Annotated in this window: 14 protein-coding genes; 2 read left to right on the top strand and 12 right to left on the bottom strand. The window is 63.0% G+C overall.

Going from position 1 to position 18,576, the window contains the following annotated elements:
* Positions 1–3: 3 nt before the first annotated feature.
* From putA to pruA, 6 genes are read right to left on the bottom strand one after another with little or no spacing between them, the layout of a single operon-like run.
* Positions 4–3,771: a bifunctional proline dehydrogenase/L-glutamate gamma-semialdehyde dehydrogenase PutA gene (putA, locus tag PPGU16_RS32225; RefSeq protein WP_243460746.1), complete on the bottom strand. Its 3,768-nt coding sequence runs from the start codon at positions 3,769–3,771 to the stop codon at positions 4–6.
* A gap of 56 nt (positions 3,772–3,827) precedes the next feature.
* Complete coding sequence (locus tag PPGU16_RS32220) at positions 3,828–4,661, bottom strand: ABC transporter permease (RefSeq protein ID WP_180726765.1); 834 nt, start codon at positions 4,659–4,661, stop codon at positions 3,828–3,830.
* A gap of 4 nt (positions 4,662–4,665) precedes the next feature.
* Positions 4,666–5,949, bottom strand: a complete 1,284-nt coding sequence (locus tag PPGU16_RS32215) for an ABC transporter permease (RefSeq protein WP_243460745.1) — start codon at positions 5,947–5,949, stop codon at positions 4,666–4,668.
* A 51-nt stretch (positions 5,950–6,000) separates the two neighbouring features.
* Positions 6,001–7,065 (bottom strand): ABC transporter substrate-binding protein, encoded by a 1,065-nt coding sequence (locus tag PPGU16_RS32210; protein ID WP_180726764.1) that lies wholly within the window; start codon positions 7,063–7,065, stop codon positions 6,001–6,003.
* Positions 7,066–7,123: 58 nt separating this feature from the next.
* Complete coding sequence (locus PPGU16_RS32205; protein WP_180726763.1) at positions 7,124–8,200, bottom strand: ABC transporter ATP-binding protein; 1,077 nt, start codon at positions 8,198–8,200, stop codon at positions 7,124–7,126.
* A gap of 31 nt (positions 8,201–8,231) precedes the next feature.
* Positions 8,232–9,842 (bottom strand): L-glutamate gamma-semialdehyde dehydrogenase, encoded by a 1,611-nt coding sequence (gene pruA / locus PPGU16_RS32200; protein ID WP_180726762.1) that lies wholly within the window; start codon positions 9,840–9,842, stop codon positions 8,232–8,234.
* A gap of 606 nt (positions 9,843–10,448) precedes the next feature.
* Here pruA and PPGU16_RS32195 point away from each other — a divergent pair.
* Positions 10,449–11,111: a TetR family transcriptional regulator C-terminal domain-containing protein gene (locus PPGU16_RS32195; RefSeq protein WP_180726761.1), complete on the top strand. Its 663-nt coding sequence runs from the start codon at positions 10,449–10,451 to the stop codon at positions 11,109–11,111.
* A gap of 12 nt (positions 11,112–11,123) precedes the next feature.
* Here the strand turns inward: PPGU16_RS32195 and PPGU16_RS32190 are convergent, their stop codons facing one another.
* The 5 genes from PPGU16_RS32190 to PPGU16_RS32170 all read right to left on the bottom strand — a co-directional run bounded on the left by PPGU16_RS32190 (position 11,124) and on the right by PPGU16_RS32170 (position 17,056).
* On the bottom strand, positions 11,124–12,125 hold the full coding sequence (locus PPGU16_RS32190; RefSeq protein ID WP_180726760.1) for a LysR family transcriptional regulator: 1,002 nt from the start codon (positions 12,123–12,125) through the stop codon (positions 11,124–11,126).
* A gap of 72 nt (positions 12,126–12,197) precedes the next feature.
* Positions 12,198–13,046: an N-formylglutamate amidohydrolase gene (locus tag PPGU16_RS32185; protein ID WP_180726759.1), complete on the bottom strand. Its 849-nt coding sequence runs from the start codon at positions 13,044–13,046 to the stop codon at positions 12,198–12,200.
* 242 nt (positions 13,047–13,288) lie between these two features.
* A complete protein-coding gene (locus PPGU16_RS32180) occupies positions 13,289–14,800 on the bottom strand; it encodes an aldehyde dehydrogenase (protein ID WP_180726758.1) in 1,512 nt (503 codons plus the stop codon).
* Between the two features lie 18 nt (positions 14,801–14,818).
* Positions 14,819–16,219: an MFS transporter gene (locus tag PPGU16_RS32175; RefSeq protein ID WP_180726757.1), complete on the bottom strand. Its 1,401-nt coding sequence runs from the start codon at positions 16,217–16,219 to the stop codon at positions 14,819–14,821.
* A gap of 105 nt (positions 16,220–16,324) precedes the next feature.
* Positions 16,325–17,056, bottom strand: coding sequence for an enoyl-CoA hydratase/isomerase family protein (locus PPGU16_RS32170; protein ID WP_180726756.1), 732 nt, complete (start codon positions 17,054–17,056; stop codon positions 16,325–16,327).
* A gap of 56 nt (positions 17,057–17,112) precedes the next feature.
* Between PPGU16_RS32170 and PPGU16_RS32165 the strand changes: the two genes are divergently transcribed.
* Positions 17,113–17,868, top strand: a complete 756-nt coding sequence (locus tag PPGU16_RS32165) for a GntR family transcriptional regulator (protein ID WP_180726755.1) — start codon at positions 17,113–17,115, stop codon at positions 17,866–17,868.
* On the opposite strand, the gene PPGU16_RS32160 is transcribed toward PPGU16_RS32165, so the two are convergent.
* Positions 17,865–18,569 carry an ABC transporter ATP-binding protein gene (locus PPGU16_RS32160; protein WP_180726754.1) on the bottom strand — a complete coding sequence of 235 codons (705 nt, stop codon included), beginning with the start codon at positions 18,567–18,569 and terminating at the stop codon, positions 17,865–17,867. The genes PPGU16_RS32165 and PPGU16_RS32160 overlap by 4 nt on opposite strands.
* Positions 18,570–18,576: the final 7 nt, after the last annotated feature.

The raw sequence follows: 18,576 nt of genomic DNA, 5'->3' as shown, positions 1-18,576 counted from the left end.
CGATCAGAACGCATCTTCACTCATCACCATCAGTTGCGTATTGCCGCCGGCGGCACTCGCGTTCACGGTCGTGACGCGTTCGCGTACCAGTTGCGTCCAGTCGTAGCCGCCCGTATCGTCCGCCATCACGACTGCAATCATCGCCTCGGCGGCCAGTCTGCGGATGTTGTCGAGACCGTGCTGGCCGGGTGTCGTCAGCACCACGTCGGGACGCACGCCGGGAACGTCGCCACGCAGAATCCGCGCGGCATCTGCGGCGTCGATCACCCGGCATCCGGCACCCAGCGTGCTGGCAATTTCGTCCGAGATCTGCGATTTCAGCAATACGACTTCATTGCCGAAGGCGGCTGCGAAGCTGGCTTGCGCGATCACGGCCGAAACGGAATCCGCGGCGCACAACACCTGTCCGCGAGGCAACAACTCAACCGTATTCTCTTCGCCCGTCAGTGCAGGCAAACCAAGCGGTCGCATTGCCGCAAGCAGTTCACTCGCGCGGCTTCTGAAATCGCCGAGCGTAGTGAGATCCTTTGCATTGGCGCCGCGCGACGAAGCAAGGTTGAACAGCGAGTCGAGGTGATGAAGTTGTGCCGACCAGGCTTTCGCCGCAGCCGTCTGGCGGCTGATCCGCTTTCCGTCCCAACCTTCGACCGGAAACTCGAAGAACTTTTCGCTCACTGCGGTCGCCGTGGCAGCGAACGGACCGCTTGCGGCTTCGAACGACAACGCGGCCTGGCGCGTGAGACCGGCGAGCATCAGCGGACCGCCTGCCATCGGACCCGTACCGCTCGCATCGACGCCGCCGAACGGTTGCATGCCCACGAACGCGCTGTGCATCGCGCGATTGATGCAGACACTGTTGGCCCGGGTTAGCGACAACAGCTTGCCCGCCGCCTCGTTGATGCGCGTGTGCAAGCCTTGCACGCCGCAACCGCGTTCATTCAGCGCGCGCAGCAACGCGTCCATCTCGCCTGTCCTGTATCGCAGCACATGAACGATCGGACCGTCGACGGCAGGATCGATCGAACTCAACGCGCGCACATCGCCGATATCCACGATGGCAGGCGCGACATGATTTCCCTTGCTGCCATCGCCCGAAAGCTTGCCGCGTACCACCGTCATTCCGCGCTGCTTCAGTTGTGCAAGGTAGGCTTCGGCGCGGTCTCGCGCGCGGCGCGTGGCCACAGGTCCGATATCCGTTGCGGGGCTCAGCGGGTTGCCCGTCATGCGCTCGCTCAACATGCCGTTGAGCATGCGCAGCACCTTGTCCGCTGTCGAATCCTGCAGACACAAAATACGCAGCGACGATGCCGATTGTCCGGCGTTCCTGAAAGCGGAGACAATCGCGTCGGATATCACCTGCTCGGGCAATGCGGAGCTGTCCACGATCATCGAATTGACGCCGCCGAACACGCCGATCAATTTCGGCGCTTTCGGCAACGCTGCAAGCTGCATCGAAACAGCACGGCCCGTTTCGCGTGAACCCGAAAAAAGCACTCCTGCTACGCGCCGATCGGAGAGCAGCGCCCGTCCAACCGCGTCGCCATCGCCCAGCACGATCTGCAACACACCCTCGGGCATGCCGCATTGCATGAACAGTCGCGCCGCTTCATAGGCAATCAGCGACGCGTCCGACGATGGCTTCGCCACAACGACATTTCCTGCTGCGAGCGCGGCCGCAATATGCCCAACGAAAGTCGTCAGGGGCGACGACGCGGGCGTGATGCTCGCTACGACGCCAAGCGGCATGGCACTGGCGAGCCGCGTATCGGACGAGATCTGATACGCGTACAGGCGGCACAGATTCACTGAACTTCTGACTTCGTCGACGGCCTCGGCGAGCGTCGCGCCGTTTTCCAGCACGAGCAGTGCGCCGAGCCGTTCGGCGTTGTTCTCGAGCGCGTTCGCAACGTCTTCTAGCATCGCCGCGCGCGTATCGGGCGCGGTGCGTCCCCACGATGTCACAGCCTGCGACGCCGCCGCGCATGCCTGCTCGACGGCATCGATCCGGCAACTCGCGACACTGCCGATGACCTCCGATGCGTCGCTCGCACTGTAGACGAGCGCCGTCGCATCGGATGCAAGCTCGCCCGCGCCCGCCACGATCGACTGCGCCACGATGCGATTCGCGCGTATGTCCGCAACCGCCCTGTCGAATGAGAAAGACGCCGCAAACTGCATGGGCGCGGCATTGAGCCGGCCCGGCAGCACGCCGCGAGGCGAAACGATACCCGCATGCGGTTTGCCGCCCGTACGCGCAGCCCTGGCAACCGGGTCTTCGACGATATCCGCGATGCTGACGGCCGGGTCCACGATCTGGTTCACGAAAGAAGAGTTCGCGCCGTTTTCGAGCAGCCGCCGCACGAGGTAAGCGAGCAGCGTCGCATGCGGTCCAACGGGTGCGTAGATCCGGCACGGACGGCCGAGCTTCGTGGGCCCGACAACCTGGTCGTAGACCGTTTCGCCCATCCCGTGCAGACACTGGAATTCGTATTCCTTGTTCCCCGCCAGCGTATGGACGGCGGCAACCGTGAAGGCGTTGTGCGTGGCAAATTGCGGAAAGATCGCGTCAGGCGCGTCAAGCAAGGCCTTTGCGCAAGCGATGTAGCTCACGTCCGAATGAACCTTGCGGGTGAAGACGGGATAGCCGGCGGCGCCCGCGTCTTGAGCGAGCTTGATTTCAGTGTCCCAGTAAGCCCCCTTGACCAGCCGGATATTGATGCGCCGCCCCGTGGAGCGGGCCAGCGCGATGATCCATTCCGCCACGGCCCAGCCGCGCTTCTGGTACGCCTGCAGCGAAATCCCGATGCCATTCCAGCCTTTCAGCGTCGGCTCCATGCACAGACGCTCCAGCATTTCGAGCGTCAGATCGAATCGCGCGGACTCTTCCTGGTCGAGGTGAAAGCCGATGCCATATTGCTTCGCGAGTTGCGCCAGTTGCAGGAGGCGCGGATACAGCTCGATCAGAACCCGCTCGCGCTGCGCCAGTTCGTAGCGCGGGTGAAGCCCGGATATCTTCACCGAGACGCCAGGCCCGTCGATCGGCCCCTTGCCCTTCGCGTCCTTGCCGATCGCTTCGATTGCATGGCGATACGATTCGAAATACGCCTGCGCGTCCTCGTCGGTCAGCGCGGCCTCGCCCAGCATGTCGTATGAGTAACGGTAACCGCCCGATTCCCGGCCCTTTGCCACGCCGATCGCTTCTTCGATGGTCTGGCCCGTGACGAACTGCTTGCCCAGCATCCGCATCGCGTAGGCGACGCCCGCCCGCACGACGGCTTCGCCGCCTTTTCTCACCACCCGCGTCAGTGCTTCCGCCAGTGCGTTCTCATCCGGCTGCTTCAGCAGCTTGCCCGTGACGAGCAGTCCCCACGCCGTCGCATTGACGAACAGCGACGGCGACTTGCCAATGTGCGCACGCCAATCCGCATCGACGATCTTGTCGCGAATCAGCTGGTTGCGGGTCGCCGTATCGGGGATGCGGAGCATCGCTTCCGCGAGACACATCAGTGCGATGCCTTCGCGGCTGTCGAGCGAAAACTCCTGCGTCAGCAGATCGACACCGCCTGCATCGATGCGCGCGTCGCGTACGCCTTGCGCCAGACGCCCGGCGAGCGCCTGCGTCGCGGCAAGCGCCGGCGCATCCATACGCGCCTGCTGCATCAATTGCTGAACGACCGCTTCTTCAGGCAACGCCGTTGCGTCGCGGATGCGCTGGCGCAGCGTGGCGAGGTTCGTCGTGACGGCCTGCATGGCTTGGATTTCCGACAACATGATGAGATGACCCGATGAGTACGTGCTTCAGAACGAGTGGTTGGGATAGGTCGCAGTCACGCCGCGGCGGCGCCACGCAGACGCTCGGACCGGCGGCGCAACAGTTCCAGCGTGATGAGCAGCAGCGTCGAGATGACGACGAGCACGGTGGCCACCGCGAGGATCGTCGGACTCAGCTGTTCGCGGATGCCCGACCACATTTGCCGCGGCACTGTGCGCTGATCCGTGCCCGTCAGAAAGAGCGCGACGACGATTTCGTCGAACGAAGTCGCGAACGCGAACAGTGCGCCCGACACCACGCCCGGCGCGATGATGGGAAGCTTCACCTGCATGAAGACGCGCACGGGCGACGCGCCCAGGCTGCGGCCGGCGCGCGACAATGTTTCGTTGAAACCGGCGAGCGTCGCCGTCACAGTCACCACCACGAACGGCACGCCAAGCGCGGCGTGCGCCAGAATCAGCCCCGTCAGGCTATTCGTGAGACCGAGTGGGCTGAACGCGAAGTACACGCCCACGGCCGTGATGATGAGCGGCACGATCATCGGCGAAACCAGAATGCCCGTGATGAGCGCCTTCCCTTTCAGGCGCGGGTGCATCAGGCCCAGCGAAGCCGTCACGCCGAGCACGGTTGCGATGAGCGTCGACACGATGCCGACGATCATCGTGTTCTTGAGCGCGAGCATCCAGTCGGGGCTGTTGATGAAGTCGTGATACCAGCGAAGACTCAAACCCTGCATCGGATAGGTGAAGTACGGCTGCGAGTTGAACGACAGCGGCATCACCACGAGCACGGGTGAAACGAGGAACAGCAGCACGGCCAGCGACACGCCGACGTGAACGAACCGGCCGAGACGTCCCCAGACCGTAACGTATGCGGGAAAGTTGAACATGGCGTTACCCCAGTTTCACACCGCCGCCCGTCATCCGGACGAAGATCGCATAGACGAGCAGCACGCCCGCCAGCAGAATGGAGGCGAGCGCGCTGGCCAGCCCCCAGTTCAGCGTCGCGTTCACATGATTCGCGATGTAGTAGCTCGCGAGTTGATCATCCGGCCCGCCGACGATAGCGGGCGTGATGTAGTAGCCAACGGCGAGAATGAACGTCAGCATGCCGGCTGCGCCCACGCCCGGCAGCGTCTGCGGAAAGTAGGCCTGAAAGAAGGACAGAATCGGGCCCGCGCCGAGCGAGCGCGCTGCTTTCATGTAGATGTTCGGCACGCCTTTCATCACCGCGTACAACGACAGAATCGCGTAGGGCAAGAGGATGTGCGTCATCGCCACCAGCACGCCGAAGCGGTTGTAGATCAGCGCAAAGCCTGATTTCGTGAGACCCAGGTGGATGAAGAGATCGTTGAGCACGCCGTTGGTCTGCAGGACGACGACCCACGCCGTGGTTCGAACCAGAATGGACGTCCAGAACGGCAACAGCACCATGATCATGAACAGGTTGCTGTAGCGCGCGGGGATGTTCGCCAGAAAGTAGGCGACGGGATATCCGAACAGCAGACACAGCGCGCTCACGGCAAGACTCACCCATGCGGTGCGCACGAACACATCGACATACAGCCGCTCGCCGGGTGCCTGACGGACGATCGAACCGTCGCTGTCGCGTTTGAAATCGAATGCCTTCAGGTAATAGCCGAGTGTCCACGGCGACGATGCGTACTTGAGCGTGGACCACGCGCCGATGTCGTCCCAGCGCGGATCGATGGCCGACAGGCGTTGATGCCATGTCCCCGTGTCGCTGTCGCCGAGACGGCGCGCCGTCTTCATGATGAGACTGCGCATGCCCGCTTCGTCGTAGTTGAGGCGCGACGCCACGCGGCTCACGCCCTCACTGGCCTTCGCGGCGAGCAGATCCTTGCCGAACGCGTCATAGACATGCTCGCCGGGGAGCTTTCCGGCAGCGGGGTTCCATTCGCGAAGCAGCGCTGCCGTGGCGGGCATCTCCTGAGAAATAGTCGGGTCGCGGAAGCTCTTCATCAACAGGCTGCCGATCGGAACCAGAAAGGTGACGAGAAGGAAGGCCAGCAGCGGCGCGATCAACAGCATCGCCCGGGTGCGCTCGGCGCGCTCCGCGCTGCGCAGTTTCGACTTGAGGCTTTTCGAATCGCCGATATGACTCGGCTCCGGCTCGCCTGCTGCTGGTACGGCAATATCAGTGGGAAGAATCATCATGGTCCGGCGGCTGATACCGCGCCCTCCTCGTCAGTGCTACACGAATTCCAGTTACTTCTGGCTCAGCCAGACCGCGAACTTCTGGTTCAGGTCGTCCGAATGGTCGGCCCAGAACGCCGTGTCTTCATCGATCGCGCCTTTCTGGTTGGCGGGTGCCGTCGGCAGATAGGGCGAGACCTTGGCGTCGACCAGCGGAATCGACGACTTGCGGGCAGGACCATAAGCCGTCAGCGGCGCGAGCTTCGCAAGTACATCGGCTTGCGTCGCGTAACGCACGAAGTCCTGCGCGGCCTTCAGGTTCTTCGAGCCCTTCACGATCGCGTAGCCTTCGATGTTCTTCACCTGGCCATCCCACAGGAAGCCGAACGGCTTTTTGTCGGTGATCATCGCGCTGTAGATGCGGCCGTTGTAGGCGCTGCTCATCGTCACTTCGCCATCCGCGAGAAGCTGTGCCGGCTGGGCGCCCGTCTCCCACCAGACGATCGACGACTTGATCGTGTCGAGCTTCCTGAACGCGCGATTCAATCCTGCGGGCGTGGACAGCGTCTTGTAGACATCGGCGGGCGGCACGCCGTCGGCGAGCAGCGCCCATTCCAGCGCGCCTTCGGGCGACTTGCGCAGACCGCGCTTGCCGGGGTATTTCTTCAGGTCGAAGAAGTCGGCGATCTTCGTCGGCTCATGTCCCTTGAACTTGTCGGTGTTGTAGGCGATGAGCGTGGACCACGCGATGCTGCCCACCAGGCACTCCGACAGGCCGCCCGCAATGAAATCGCTCTTTGCGGGCGTGCCATCCTTGCCCGGTGCGAGCGTGGCGGGATTCACCTTCTCGAGCAAGCCCTCGTCGCAGGCTCGGATCGCGTCGGCCAGCTGCATGTCCACGACGTCCCACGTGACATTGCTGGTTTGCACCTGGCTGCGGACCTGCGCGATGCCGCCGTTGTAGGTGTCCGTCTTGAGCTGGACCCCCGCCTGCTGCGCGAACGGCTTCGCGGCCGTGCTCTCCTGCGCGTCCTGCCACGCGCCGCCCCACGACGTGAACGTCACCTGAGCCGCCGATGCCGCCGTGCTCACGCACCCACATGCGATAAGGATTCCTAAAGCGTATTTCGGGTTCATCTGCTTCACTCCGTCGATAAATGGTCTAGAAAATCAGTGAGGCTTTACCTGACTGACACTATTGCAAGGCTCGGCATGCTTCAGCCATCCAGCCAACGTGTACGGAGTCGCCGATACGCAATTGACGCGCAGCGCCGTCATTTGGAAGCTTGACAATGAAATCGTTTCGCCCGCAAACCTGCATGACTACCCGGAGGTGATCACCGTAGTAGATCAAATCCTTTACACCACCTTCGAAGACGTTGTCGCACCTGCGCGCCTCGTCTCCGATCGAGATACGCTCCGGGCGTAACGAGATGCTCGCGTGACCCGACGCGCGGATCGCGGGGCCCGCGCTCGCCTTGATACGATGCCCGTTGTCGAGGCTGATCGTGCAGTGCTCGCGCTCGAGCGTCGACACGGTGCCCAGCAATTCGTTGCTTTCGCCGATGAAGCGCGCGACGAAGGCGTTCTCGGGCTGTTCATACAACGCCGACGGCGAGGCCAGCTGCTGGATGATGCCGTTGTTGAACACCGCGATACGGTCGGACATCGTCATCGCCTCGCCCTGATCATGCGTGACATACACGACCGTGAGACCGCTCTGCTCGTGGATCTGCTTGATCTCGTACTGCATCTGCTCGCGCAGCTGCTTGTCGAGCGCACCGAGCGGCTCGTCCATCAGCACCAGCGCCGGCTCGAACACAAGTGCACGCGCAACGGCGATCCGCTGCTGCTGGCCACCCGACAACTGCGCGGGCATGCGGTTGGCGAACTTCTCCATGTTGACCATCGCGAGCGCCCGCTTCACCTTTTTCGCGATCTCGTCTTTCGATACTTTTCGCACCTTCAGCGGAAACGCGAGGTTCTCCGCGACGGATTTGTGCGGGAACAGCGCATAGCTCTGAAAAACCATGCCGATATTGCGGCGCTCGGGCGGAATGCGGTTGATCGGCCTCCCCTGAAGCAGAATCTCGCCGTGCGTGGCCGTCTCGAAGCCGGCGAGCATCATCAGACACGTCGTCTTTCCAGAACCCGACGGTCCGAGCATCGTCAGGAATTCACCCTCCTGAATCTCCAGGTTGAGGTTCTTGACCACGAGGGTTTCGCCGTCGTAGGTCTTCTGCACATTCTTGAAAGAGACAATGGTTGACATCACGTTTCCTCAGGAGAAGCCGGGTAGCGACTTACGCGCCGAACTGCCAGTCGCGCGGCGGCAGATACGTTTCCTTGACGACGCGCGGCGACGCCCAGCGCAGCAGGTTCAGATACGAACCCGCCTTGTCGTTCGTCCCGCTCGCGCGGCCGCCGCCGAACGGCTGCTGCCCGATCATCGCGCCCGTCGGCTTGTCGTTCAGGTACAGATTGCCTGCCGCATTGATCAGCACGCGCTCGGCCTCATGCAAGGCGAAGCGGTCGGTGCTGAAGACAGAACCCGTCAGCGCGTAGGGGCTCGTGGCGTCGATCAGTCCGAGCGTTTCCTGCCACGCGCTGTCTTCGTAGACGAAGACGGACAGCACCGGGCCGAACAGTTCTTCCTTCATCAGCGCGTGCTTCGGATCGGTGACCTGGAGAACAGTGGGCTCGACGAAATAGCCGGGCTCCGACCACGTCTTGCCGCCGGCGACGACCTTGACGGCGGGATCGTCCTTCGCAGCATCGAGCGCGCGGCTCAGCTTCTGATGCGACGCCTGCGAAATCACCGCGCCCATGAACGTGGCGGGATCGGCGACATCGCCCACTTTCAACGTGGCGAGACGGTCGCGCAGTTCCTGACTGACGGCCGTCCACAGACTGCGCGGAAGATAGGCGCGCGACGCCGCACTGCACTTCTGCCCCTGGTACTCGAACGCGCCGCGAATCAGCGCAATCGCGACTTCCGACGCATTCGCCGATGCATGCGCAAGCACGAAATCCTTGCCGCCCGTCTCGCCGACGAGGCGCGGAATCGTGCGGAAGCTGTCGACCTTCGACGCGACGCCCTTCCACAGCGACTGGAAAACCGACGAGGAACCCGTGAAGTGGATACCCGCCAGATCCGGCGACGACATCGCCACACGCGTCGTCAGCTCGGCGTCGCCGGGTACGAAGTTGATGACGCCGGGCGGCAAGCCGGCTTCTTCGAGCGCTTCGAAGAAGATGTAATTCGCGAGCGCCGACTTTTCCGACGGCTTCCACAGCACTGTGTTGCCCATGATCGCGGGCGCCGTCGTCAGGTTCGCGCCGATCGCCGTGAAGTTGAACGGTGAGACGGCATAGACGAAGCCTTCCAGCGGCCGCCAGTCGGCGCGGTTCACAGCAGTCGGGACGGACATCGGCTGCTCGGCGTACACGCGCTGCGCGTTGTAGGCGTTGAAGCGCAGAAAATCGATCAGTTCGCACGCGCTGTCGGGTTCGGCCTGATCGATCGTCTTGCTCTGGCCGAGCATGGTTGCCGCGTTGATCCTGATCCGCGAACGCGTCGCGACGATCTCCGCGGCGCGATGAAGAATCGTCGCGCGGCTCGCGTGCGTCAACGAGGCCCAGTCTTTCGCGACCGACGCGGAGCTGGCGATGGCTTCGGCGATCTGCGCCTGCGTCGGACGATGGATGCGGGCCAGCAGACGCTGCGTGTCGTGCGGCGCGCGAACTTCGACGACGTCGTTCGAGAAGTACCGCTTGCCACCGATCACCGTCGGAATCTCGACGACGTCGCGTTGCTCGAGCGCCTTGCTCAGCGCCGCTGCTGCCTTCGTACCTTGCCCGAAATGCACCTCGGGCTCATTTGCCGGCAACGGAAATTGTGGGCCTGAAATCACGCTTGCTCCTTTGGAAGAACGTTTGAACAAAGCTGCGGGCGAGGTGCACTGCCATTCGGGGTTTTCCCTTATCGGGTAACGCTTTGCGCCCGATTCGACCCGCCCGTAGAAGCTGGTGTCCAGAGTAGTTGGTGCAAAAAGAACCCCTTGTTGCTAAACCCGAACTTATGATTTGAATCGGTTGCCGTTATGGAACGCTTGCGGCGGCTTCGGTCTGGCCCTTTCCGAAAAAACGCTGATCGACAGTTCAATCAGAACGCACGGGCCTCCCGCGCTCACTCCTAATATCTTTGCTTTTTACTGAACATATGTTCAGCTTCATCCAGCTCGATCGGACTATATATCGAAATTTGCACGGATCAAAAACCTTCAGATAAGGTTTCGGTGCCGCTTCCGGCAGGATTAAGGGTATTCACCTAGTGATAGCCAACCATTTTTGATGAACATACGTTCAATATGAATGACCAAGCGGGCTGAAGGAAACTGAAACTGCCAGTGAACGTTTGTTCAGGATTTATTGCGAGCCCCGAGTACCATGTAAGCTGCCGGACGCAGCGCCGGAAAAGCCAGCGTGGCGACTCATCCCACCACCGAATGGAAGTGCACATGCAAGGAGAAAAGGCGCGCGAAGCGATGCCTGAGATGCGCAAGGACGATCCCGCCCAGTACGACGGGATGCGTCTGCGTCTGATCGATTCGACACTGGAAGTCGTCGGCCAGGTTGGACTCGAGAACCTGACCATCCGCAAGGTGAGCGAATACGCGGGCGTATCGGTCGGCCTCGTTCACCATCACTTCGACAACAAGGGCAACCTTGTCTACAAGACCTTCGTCTATCTGATCTGGCGCGTGCGCGAGCAGTTGACGGCGGGACGCAGAGGCATCGCCGATCCCGTCGCGCGCATGAAGTTCACGGCCGACATGTGCTTCAGCGACGAGGTGATGAGCCCCGGCGTCGCCAACGTGTGGCCGCACATGTGGAGTTCATCCGCGCACGACGAGGAAGTGCAGCGCCTGTGCGCCGCCTTCTCGCGGCGGCTGCGCTCGAACTTCATCCACGACCTCAGGCAGGCCGGCTGCGACCCGACGATGGCGACGATTTACGCGATCCAGGCGATGGGCCTCGTGCACGGACTGTGGATCGAGCATCGCGTGGCCGCGATCATTTCGATCGACGAAGTGCTCGACGTGTTCCACGGCTTCATCGACAACGCGACGAACCAGATCTGGAAGCGCAACACACGCAGTTCCGCTTCCACGAACCCCTAGCGTCGCAGTAGCTCACTCCTCGTCTGGCAGGCAAACGTCTTCCGGTTTGAGCGCCAGCGCTTTCGCGATGTCGCGCGACACCTGCCGCTCGAATGCACGCCGAAGCAGATCGTAGAGGTCCGAAGGCAAGTGTCCGAGTTCATTCTCGCGATAGGCGAGGAAGAACGACCGGCTTAGCCGTTGATAGGGCCGTCCATGGCGGGAGAAACTGGAAAGCGGAATGACGCGGACATCCGGCACGTAGTGCCGCGATTGCCACAGGCACAGCGGCGTGGTCACTGCGAACCCCAACCCTGCGGCGACGAGACTGAGCATGGGGTCGGTGGCGTCGAACTCGCAGGTGCGCTCGATGTTCTCGCCATTCGAAGCCAGATAGGCATCGATATGCTGCCCGATCACCGAGCGCGCGCTGTAGCGGATGAGTTGCAGATGCCGGCTCAACTCGGTGATCGTCGTGAAGCTGTCGACTTCGAAGCTGCGCGGCAACACGACGACATACGGTTCTGAAAACAGCTTCTGCCGACGGATGCCGGGCGCCTGCGAGAGGCTCGTCGTCGTGACGGCCATGTCGAGTTGGCGCGCTTCGAGCTGTCCATCCAGGGTAGGCGTGATGCCCGACCATAAACGGATCAGATGCGAGGTGCCCGTCAGCGCCTTGATGATGATGGGACCGATAGTGGCCGCGAACGAATCGACGCAGCCTAGCCGGACCACGACACGTTTGGCGCGCGTCACGTTGCGCACGCTTTCGACCATCTGGTCCGCGCCCTGCAACAGCACCGTCGCATGCTCGAACAACCGCTGGCCGGCCGCCGTGGGACGCGCGGGGCGCGTCGCGCGGTCGAGCAGCGTGGTGTCCAGTATCGTTTCGAGTGCCTTGATACGTTGCGACACGCCTGCCTGCGAAATGGCAAGCCGGTTCGCCGCGTCGGATATCGACCCCGACTCGACAACGGCAACCCAACTGGCAAGAAGATCCCAGTCGGGATATTGTTCTGGTCCGCTCTCTCTCATGACTGGCCGCACATTGACTGCAAGAATGTAGCATGGATACATCGGCCGGCCCACGACGTCGCAAGCACGGTGTCATGCATGTCCATTCGCGTCCTCGAACGCGGCCGCCGATACCGCTTCGGCCCGCGGCAAACGCCGAAGCGTTTTCATCAGCGCTTCGAGCAGGGCGTCCATCGCAGCGTCAGGCTTCCGGTCGACGGTATCGCGCGCGTCGATCTCCAGTTCGGCGCGCCAGCGTCCTGCTATCTCGACTTCGATCGCATGAATGCCGTTCTCGGGCATGCCGTAGCGCTGCGCGCAGAACACATCCGCGACCTTGCCGTTCACGACCCACGAATGTCCGCACGACTTGACGATCCCGGTCAGCGTCGACACCAGTTGCCTGTCGCATGAGGCGCCCTGGTTCGTGCCGACGTTGCAGTCGGATGCGCCTGCCTGATTGCGAAACGGCGAGAGCCACGAACTCGCATGCGTGACGAGCAGCAGAACGTTTTCATGCATCTGCCGCAGGCGCACGAGTTCGGACGTCACGGCCGCGTGGAACGGGCGCCAGTATCGGTCGACGCGCCTCTCCACTTCCGCTTCCGGAAGCTGCCCGTCCGCCCCGTACAGCGATTCGCCGCGCGACGTATGCGTGCGGCAGAGCCCACCGCGGTTCAGGCGCGGCGAAAGCGGACCGGTGTCGGTGGCGATGTTGAAGTCGATCACGCACGGGTGATAAAGCGCCGACACGACGGACGCGCCATGCCGCCCGGCCGCAGCCTGCAACGCGATGCCCGCCGGGTCCGCGAGACGGCCGGCGATGGGCACCCAAGCGGGATGCTGCAGCAAGTCATCGGGAATGGCCGTGCCCGTGTGCGGCGTGGCGACGAGAATCGGCGAATCGGCTCGATACACCTGCCCGAAAGCCATGTTCTGCATGTGGAGTACCCTCAGTTCGCATCGGCTGGCTCGACATGTCATGTCACGACATGCCGAGCCTGGCGCGATGCTACGCGTAGTCGATTCAGGTTATCCGAACCGGGGTGCTCGCGGCCCGCTGTAAAGGCGGGCTTTTTCTATTTATAAGCGTTGCTTACGCAAACCTCGACTCGTCGCCTGCGGCGGCCGTCACGAGATTTTTGTCTCTGGTTTGCGACTGACGGCCGCCGCCCACTCCCGGGTTAGTTCAACCGCTTCAATTGACCATCGTCCGCATACCAGTCGACCGTCTTGCCACTGGTATTGATCGTCACCGCGCGCGGTTCACTGAACTGATCGAACGATTCGATGCCCGTCTCGCGGCCGACTCCGCTGTTCTTGAAGCCGCCCCATGGCGATGCGGGATCGAGCCGGTGATGATCGTTCACCCACACCATGCCGAACTCGAGCTTGCCGGCAACGCGGTGTGCGCGAGCGACATCCTGCGTCCAGATCGAAGCGGCAAGACCGAACTGCGTGTCGTTGGCGATACGGATCGCATCGGCCTCGTCTTCGAACGGCATGACGACGGTGACGGGCCCAAACACCTCGTCCTGGCCAATCTCCGACTGCGGGCTGGCGTCGTGAATCACCGTCGGCTCGAGAAAGTAGCCCGACGTCAATCCTTGCGGCACGCGTCCACCCGTCAGCACTTTCGCGCCCGCCGCCTTTGCGCGCTCGAGCATCGCCAGAATGCGCTGCCTCGAACGGTCCGAAATCACGGGCCCAAGCTGGGTCTTCGCATCGGCGGGATCGCCCACTCGAATGCCTTCCGCCTTGACGCGGAAACGTTCGAGAAACTCCGCGTACATCGACTTCTGCACGAGAATGCGCGCGCCGCACACGCAGGTCTGTCCAGCACCGATGAAAGCCGCGAACGCCGCGCCGTTCACCGCGCGCTCGATGTCGAAGTCGTCGAACAGAATCACCGCGCCCTTGCCGCCCAGTTCCAGCGTGGTCAGTGCGAAATTGCGCGCTGCCGCCTCGCCGATCGTGCGACCCACGTCCGTGCCGCCCGTGAACACCACCTTGCGAATCAGCGGATGCCGCGCGAGCGCCGCGCCCGCTTCGCGGCCTTCGCCGTTCACCACATTGACGACGCCCCTGGGCACGCCCGCTTCCTGCAGCAACCTCACGAGCCGCACCGTCGTAAGCGGTGTCTGCTCCGATGCCTTGATGACCACGCTATTGCCCGTCGCAAGCGCGGGCGCGAGGCTCTTCGAAAGAATCATCAACGGATGATTGAACGACGTCATCAGCGCGACCACGCCGAGCGGCACGCGCTGCGTGTAGCACAGGTACGGTCCTTCGATGGGAATCACGTCGCTGCGGCGCGTGAGTGCGAGCGCCGCGAAGTACCGGTAGAACTGCGGCAAGCGCGAAATCTGCGCACGCGTTTCGGAGATCGGGCGACCGTTGTTCAGTGTCTCCAGCTTGTAAAACTGTTCGAGATCCGCTTCGAACAGATCGGCAAAGCGGTTCAGCACGCGCGCGCGTTGCTGGATCGGCATGTCGCGCCACGCGCCGCCTTCGAAGGCACGGTGCCCCGCCTGCACCGCGCGGTCGACGTCGTTCGCCGACGCAGCCGCCAGTGCGCCGATCACTTCGCCCGTCGCGGGATTCATGATGTCGAGCGTGCGGTTCTCCTCGGCATCCGTCCATTCGCCATCGATCAACAACTGTGCGTCGTAGTGCTGGGTGTTCGTCGTATCCATTGCGTCATTCCTGTTTATTCACTTGAGAGGCGAAGCGTGCGCGTCGGCATGAAGCGCGTCGCGCGTGACTGTGTCTTCCGGCTGAAGATCTTCGAGGCGCTGTCCCGTCGGTTCGACGCCCAGCCATGCGACCACCACGATCTGCACGGCGAGCAGGCCGATCATCAAGGCAAGCACACCGACGATGCCGTGCTGCGCAAACAGCGCCACCACGATGAACGGCGTCACGATGGTTGCGCCACGGCCGAGCGTGTTGCACACACCCGACGCGCGCAGCCGCACTTCGGTCGGAAAGAGTTCGGGCACATACACGGCGAACAGCAGCGCGACCAGCACGTAGATGGGGATGGTCAACAGCAGTCCGACGATGGGCAGAATCACGGGGCTCGTGATGAACGGGTACATCGCGCCGAACAGGATCGCCGCGAACGACGAGCCGATGATGGTCGGCTTGCGGCCCCACGCATCGGCCGTGAGCGCACCGATTGCGGAGCCGATCGGCGCACCGAGCGACATCACGAGCGCAAAACCGAACGACTTCGCGATACTGAAGCCCTGATGCACGAAGAACGTCGGCAGCCAGGTGACGAAGCCGTACAGCAACGTGTTGATGACCACCAGCGTCACGCAGCCGACGATCATCCGCTGCAGCATCGCGCCGCTGAATAGCGAACCGAACGTGAGCATCGGCGGCGCGGTCGTGCCTGCTTTCATGGAGGCGGGAGCCGGCAGCGGCTCACCACCTCGCGCAGCCGTCACTTCGGTTTCAATGCGTCGCAGGATCGCGTCGGCTTCTTCGTGACGTCCAACGGAATCGAGCCAGCGCGGGGACTCGGGCAAGGCCTTGCGCGCATACCAGACGCCGAGCGCGCCGAGTCCACCGAGCACGAACATCGCGCGCCAGCCGAACGATGGAATCAGCAACAAGCCGATCAACCCTGCCACAGGCAATCCCGACACCACGAACACAGCCATCAGGCCCTGCAGCTTGCCGCGCTTTTGCGGCGGCACGAACTCGGTCAGCGTCGAGTAGCCGACCACGTTTTCCGCGCCAAGCCCGAGTCCCATGACGAAGCGGCACGCGATCAGCACGCTCATGTTCGGCGCAAGCGCCGCGCCGAGCGACGCCAGTCCGAACACCGCCAGGTTCGCCTGATAGGTGAACCGCCGCCCGAAGCGGTCGCCGAGAAAGCCGGTGCAGAGCGAACCGAGCATCATGCCGAGAAAGGTCAGCGACACGAACAGCGCATTCTGTCCGAGCGTGGAGAAGCCGCTCTTGAGCGTCGCGCCGAGCACCGTCGACGCAACGTAAATATCGAAACCATCGAAAAACATGCCGATGCCGATCAGCCACATGATGCGCCGATGAAATCCCGACATCGGCAAGCGGTCGAGCCGCGGCCCTGCGTTGACGTTCATGTCTGTCTCCTGTCGACGTTCCGGTGTGGCGAGGCGTCTTCGTTCGCTGACGCCCGCCCTGGTCCGCACGTCCTGTTGTATCGGGCTAACGATGCATCACCGCACTCAACGGCCTTGCATCAGCCGCAACGCATTGACGGTCAACATATCGGTTGCGCTGCGGAAGTTGTGTTCGGCGCTGCTTTCCTGCGCCGCGAGGAAAAACGCCTTGCATTGCCTTGCGCCCGCTTCGTCGAGCGAGAGAATCCGTTCGGCTAACGTGTCCGCTTCGGCATGCAGGCTCGCCGGCTCGCATACGCGCGTGGCGAGGCCCGCCTGCACGGCAAGTTCGGGCGTGATGGCGTCGCCGAACAGCACCATCGGGAACACCGCTTTGGGCAATGCATAGCGGCCCAGATAGGCCATGATCGCGGCGGGCGGCAAGCCGGCTTTCATCTCCGGAAAGCCCAGCCGCGCCGCCGACGAAACCAGCGTGAAGTCGCACAGAATGGCCAGCCCGAAACCGAAGCCGAGCGCATCGCCCTGCACCTGGGCAATCGAGATCAGCGACGTGTTGCGCAACAGCCGCTTGAGTTCGATCAGCCGCGTGACTTCGGCGCGGATCGACACGGCGTCCCGCCCCGCCCGCTCGCGGCCCGTGCAGAACACGTCGCCGTTCGCGCGCAGGCGCAACACGCGCGCCTTCGGCTCGACGGCCTCGCTGCGCAACGCCGCCGACATCGCGTCGAACATCGCGCCCGATACTTCATTGCCGGCGTCCGGCCGGTTCAGGGTGAAGGTCAGCGTGTCGCCCGTCTGCTCGATCAGAACGGGGGCCTGCAATGGACTGCGATCCATGTCGTCTCCTGATGTATAATCTGTATACAGCGTATTCACAGAATTTCGAGGTGTCAATGCCTACTGCAAAAACTGCATCCAAAAAGACTCCGACGGCACCCGTGCGCCATGCGCCCAGTCTGGAGTCGATCGCCACGCGCTATCACGCACGGCTGCGCACGCTGGATGCCACAGGGGATTCGTTGAGCGACGGCGTGGTCGTGCCCGCGTTGCGCGAGGCGATCGTCGAAGGGGTGCTTGCGCCGGGCAGCCGGCTGTCCGAAGTACAGGTCGCGAAGCAGCTGAACGTCAGCCGCACGCCGATGCGCGAAGCGTTCGCGCAACTGGAACGCGAAGGGCTGGTGACGATCCTGCCTCGCGTAGGCGCTTATGTGCGCGCGGTGTCGCTGCGCGATGTCGAAGAGATCTATACGGTGCGCGCCGCACTCGAATGTCTCGCGGTGCAGCTGGCGTCGGAGCGCATCACCGCGCTCGGCGCAGCGCAACTGGACGATGTGATCCGCGCGATGCAGGCGAGCGTCGAGGCAGACGACCCGGCGAGCTATGTCGACGCACTGGATCGCTTCTATACGATCGTGATGACGATCGCCGACAACCGCACGCTGCAACAGAACCATGCCGCGCTGATCGGCCCGGTGCGCCGCTTGCGGCGTATCGCGATGTCACGCGGCGGACGGATGCGCGCATCGTTCGAGCAGGCGGTGCGGATTCGCGATGCGATCGTCAACCGCACGGCGGACGTTCAGGATCTGATGCGCGAGCAACTGCAAGGCGCGTGTGCTGCCGCGCTCGATGTATTGAAGAGCGCCTAGGCATGCACCCCCGTGTACTCGCTGACCTTGTCGAGGTCGGTGAGATGCTCGCGGGGAATTTCATCGCCGATGCGCCCGCGCCGGATCACCAGCACCCGCTGCGATACGGCGGCGATGAAGTCGAGGTTCTGCTCGACGAGCACGATCGTCAGGCCGCGCTTTTCGCGCAACGACACGAGCGTCTCGGCGATTTCTTCGATGATCGAAGGCTGGATGCCTTCCGTAGGTTCATCGAGCAGCAGCATCGACGGCTCGCCCGCCAGCGCGCGCGCCAGGGCGAGCAGTTGTTGTTCACCGCCAGAGAGTGCCCCGCCGGCCCGGTCCAGCAGAGGCCGAAGACGCGGGAAATCCTCGAGTAGCGCGTCGATTGCCGACTCGGGCTTGCGGCCTGTCTTCACGAGGCCGAGTCGCAAGTTGTCGTAGGCAGACAGCGTCGGGAAGATCTCGCGCCCCTGCGGGACATACGCCATGCCCCGTTTCGCGCGCGCGTGCGGCGCAAGCGCGGTCACATCCTCGTGATTGAAGCGGATGGTGCCCGCCGTCGCGGGCAGCGCGCCGATCAGCGTGCGCAGCAAGGTCGTCTTGCCCATGCCGTTGTGTCCGAGAATGCCGATGGCTTCGCCGCGCTTGACGGACAGCGTCACGCCATAGAGCACGGGAATGGCGCCGTAACCCGCGCACAAACCGTTTGCTTCGAGCATCGCGCCT

The sequence above is a fragment of the Paraburkholderia largidicola genome, from assembly GCF_013426895.1.
GTDB classification, from domain to species: domain Bacteria; phylum Pseudomonadota; class Gammaproteobacteria; order Burkholderiales; family Burkholderiaceae; genus Paraburkholderia; species Paraburkholderia largidicola.
This window is presented reverse-complemented; position numbering and strand designations above follow the sequence as displayed.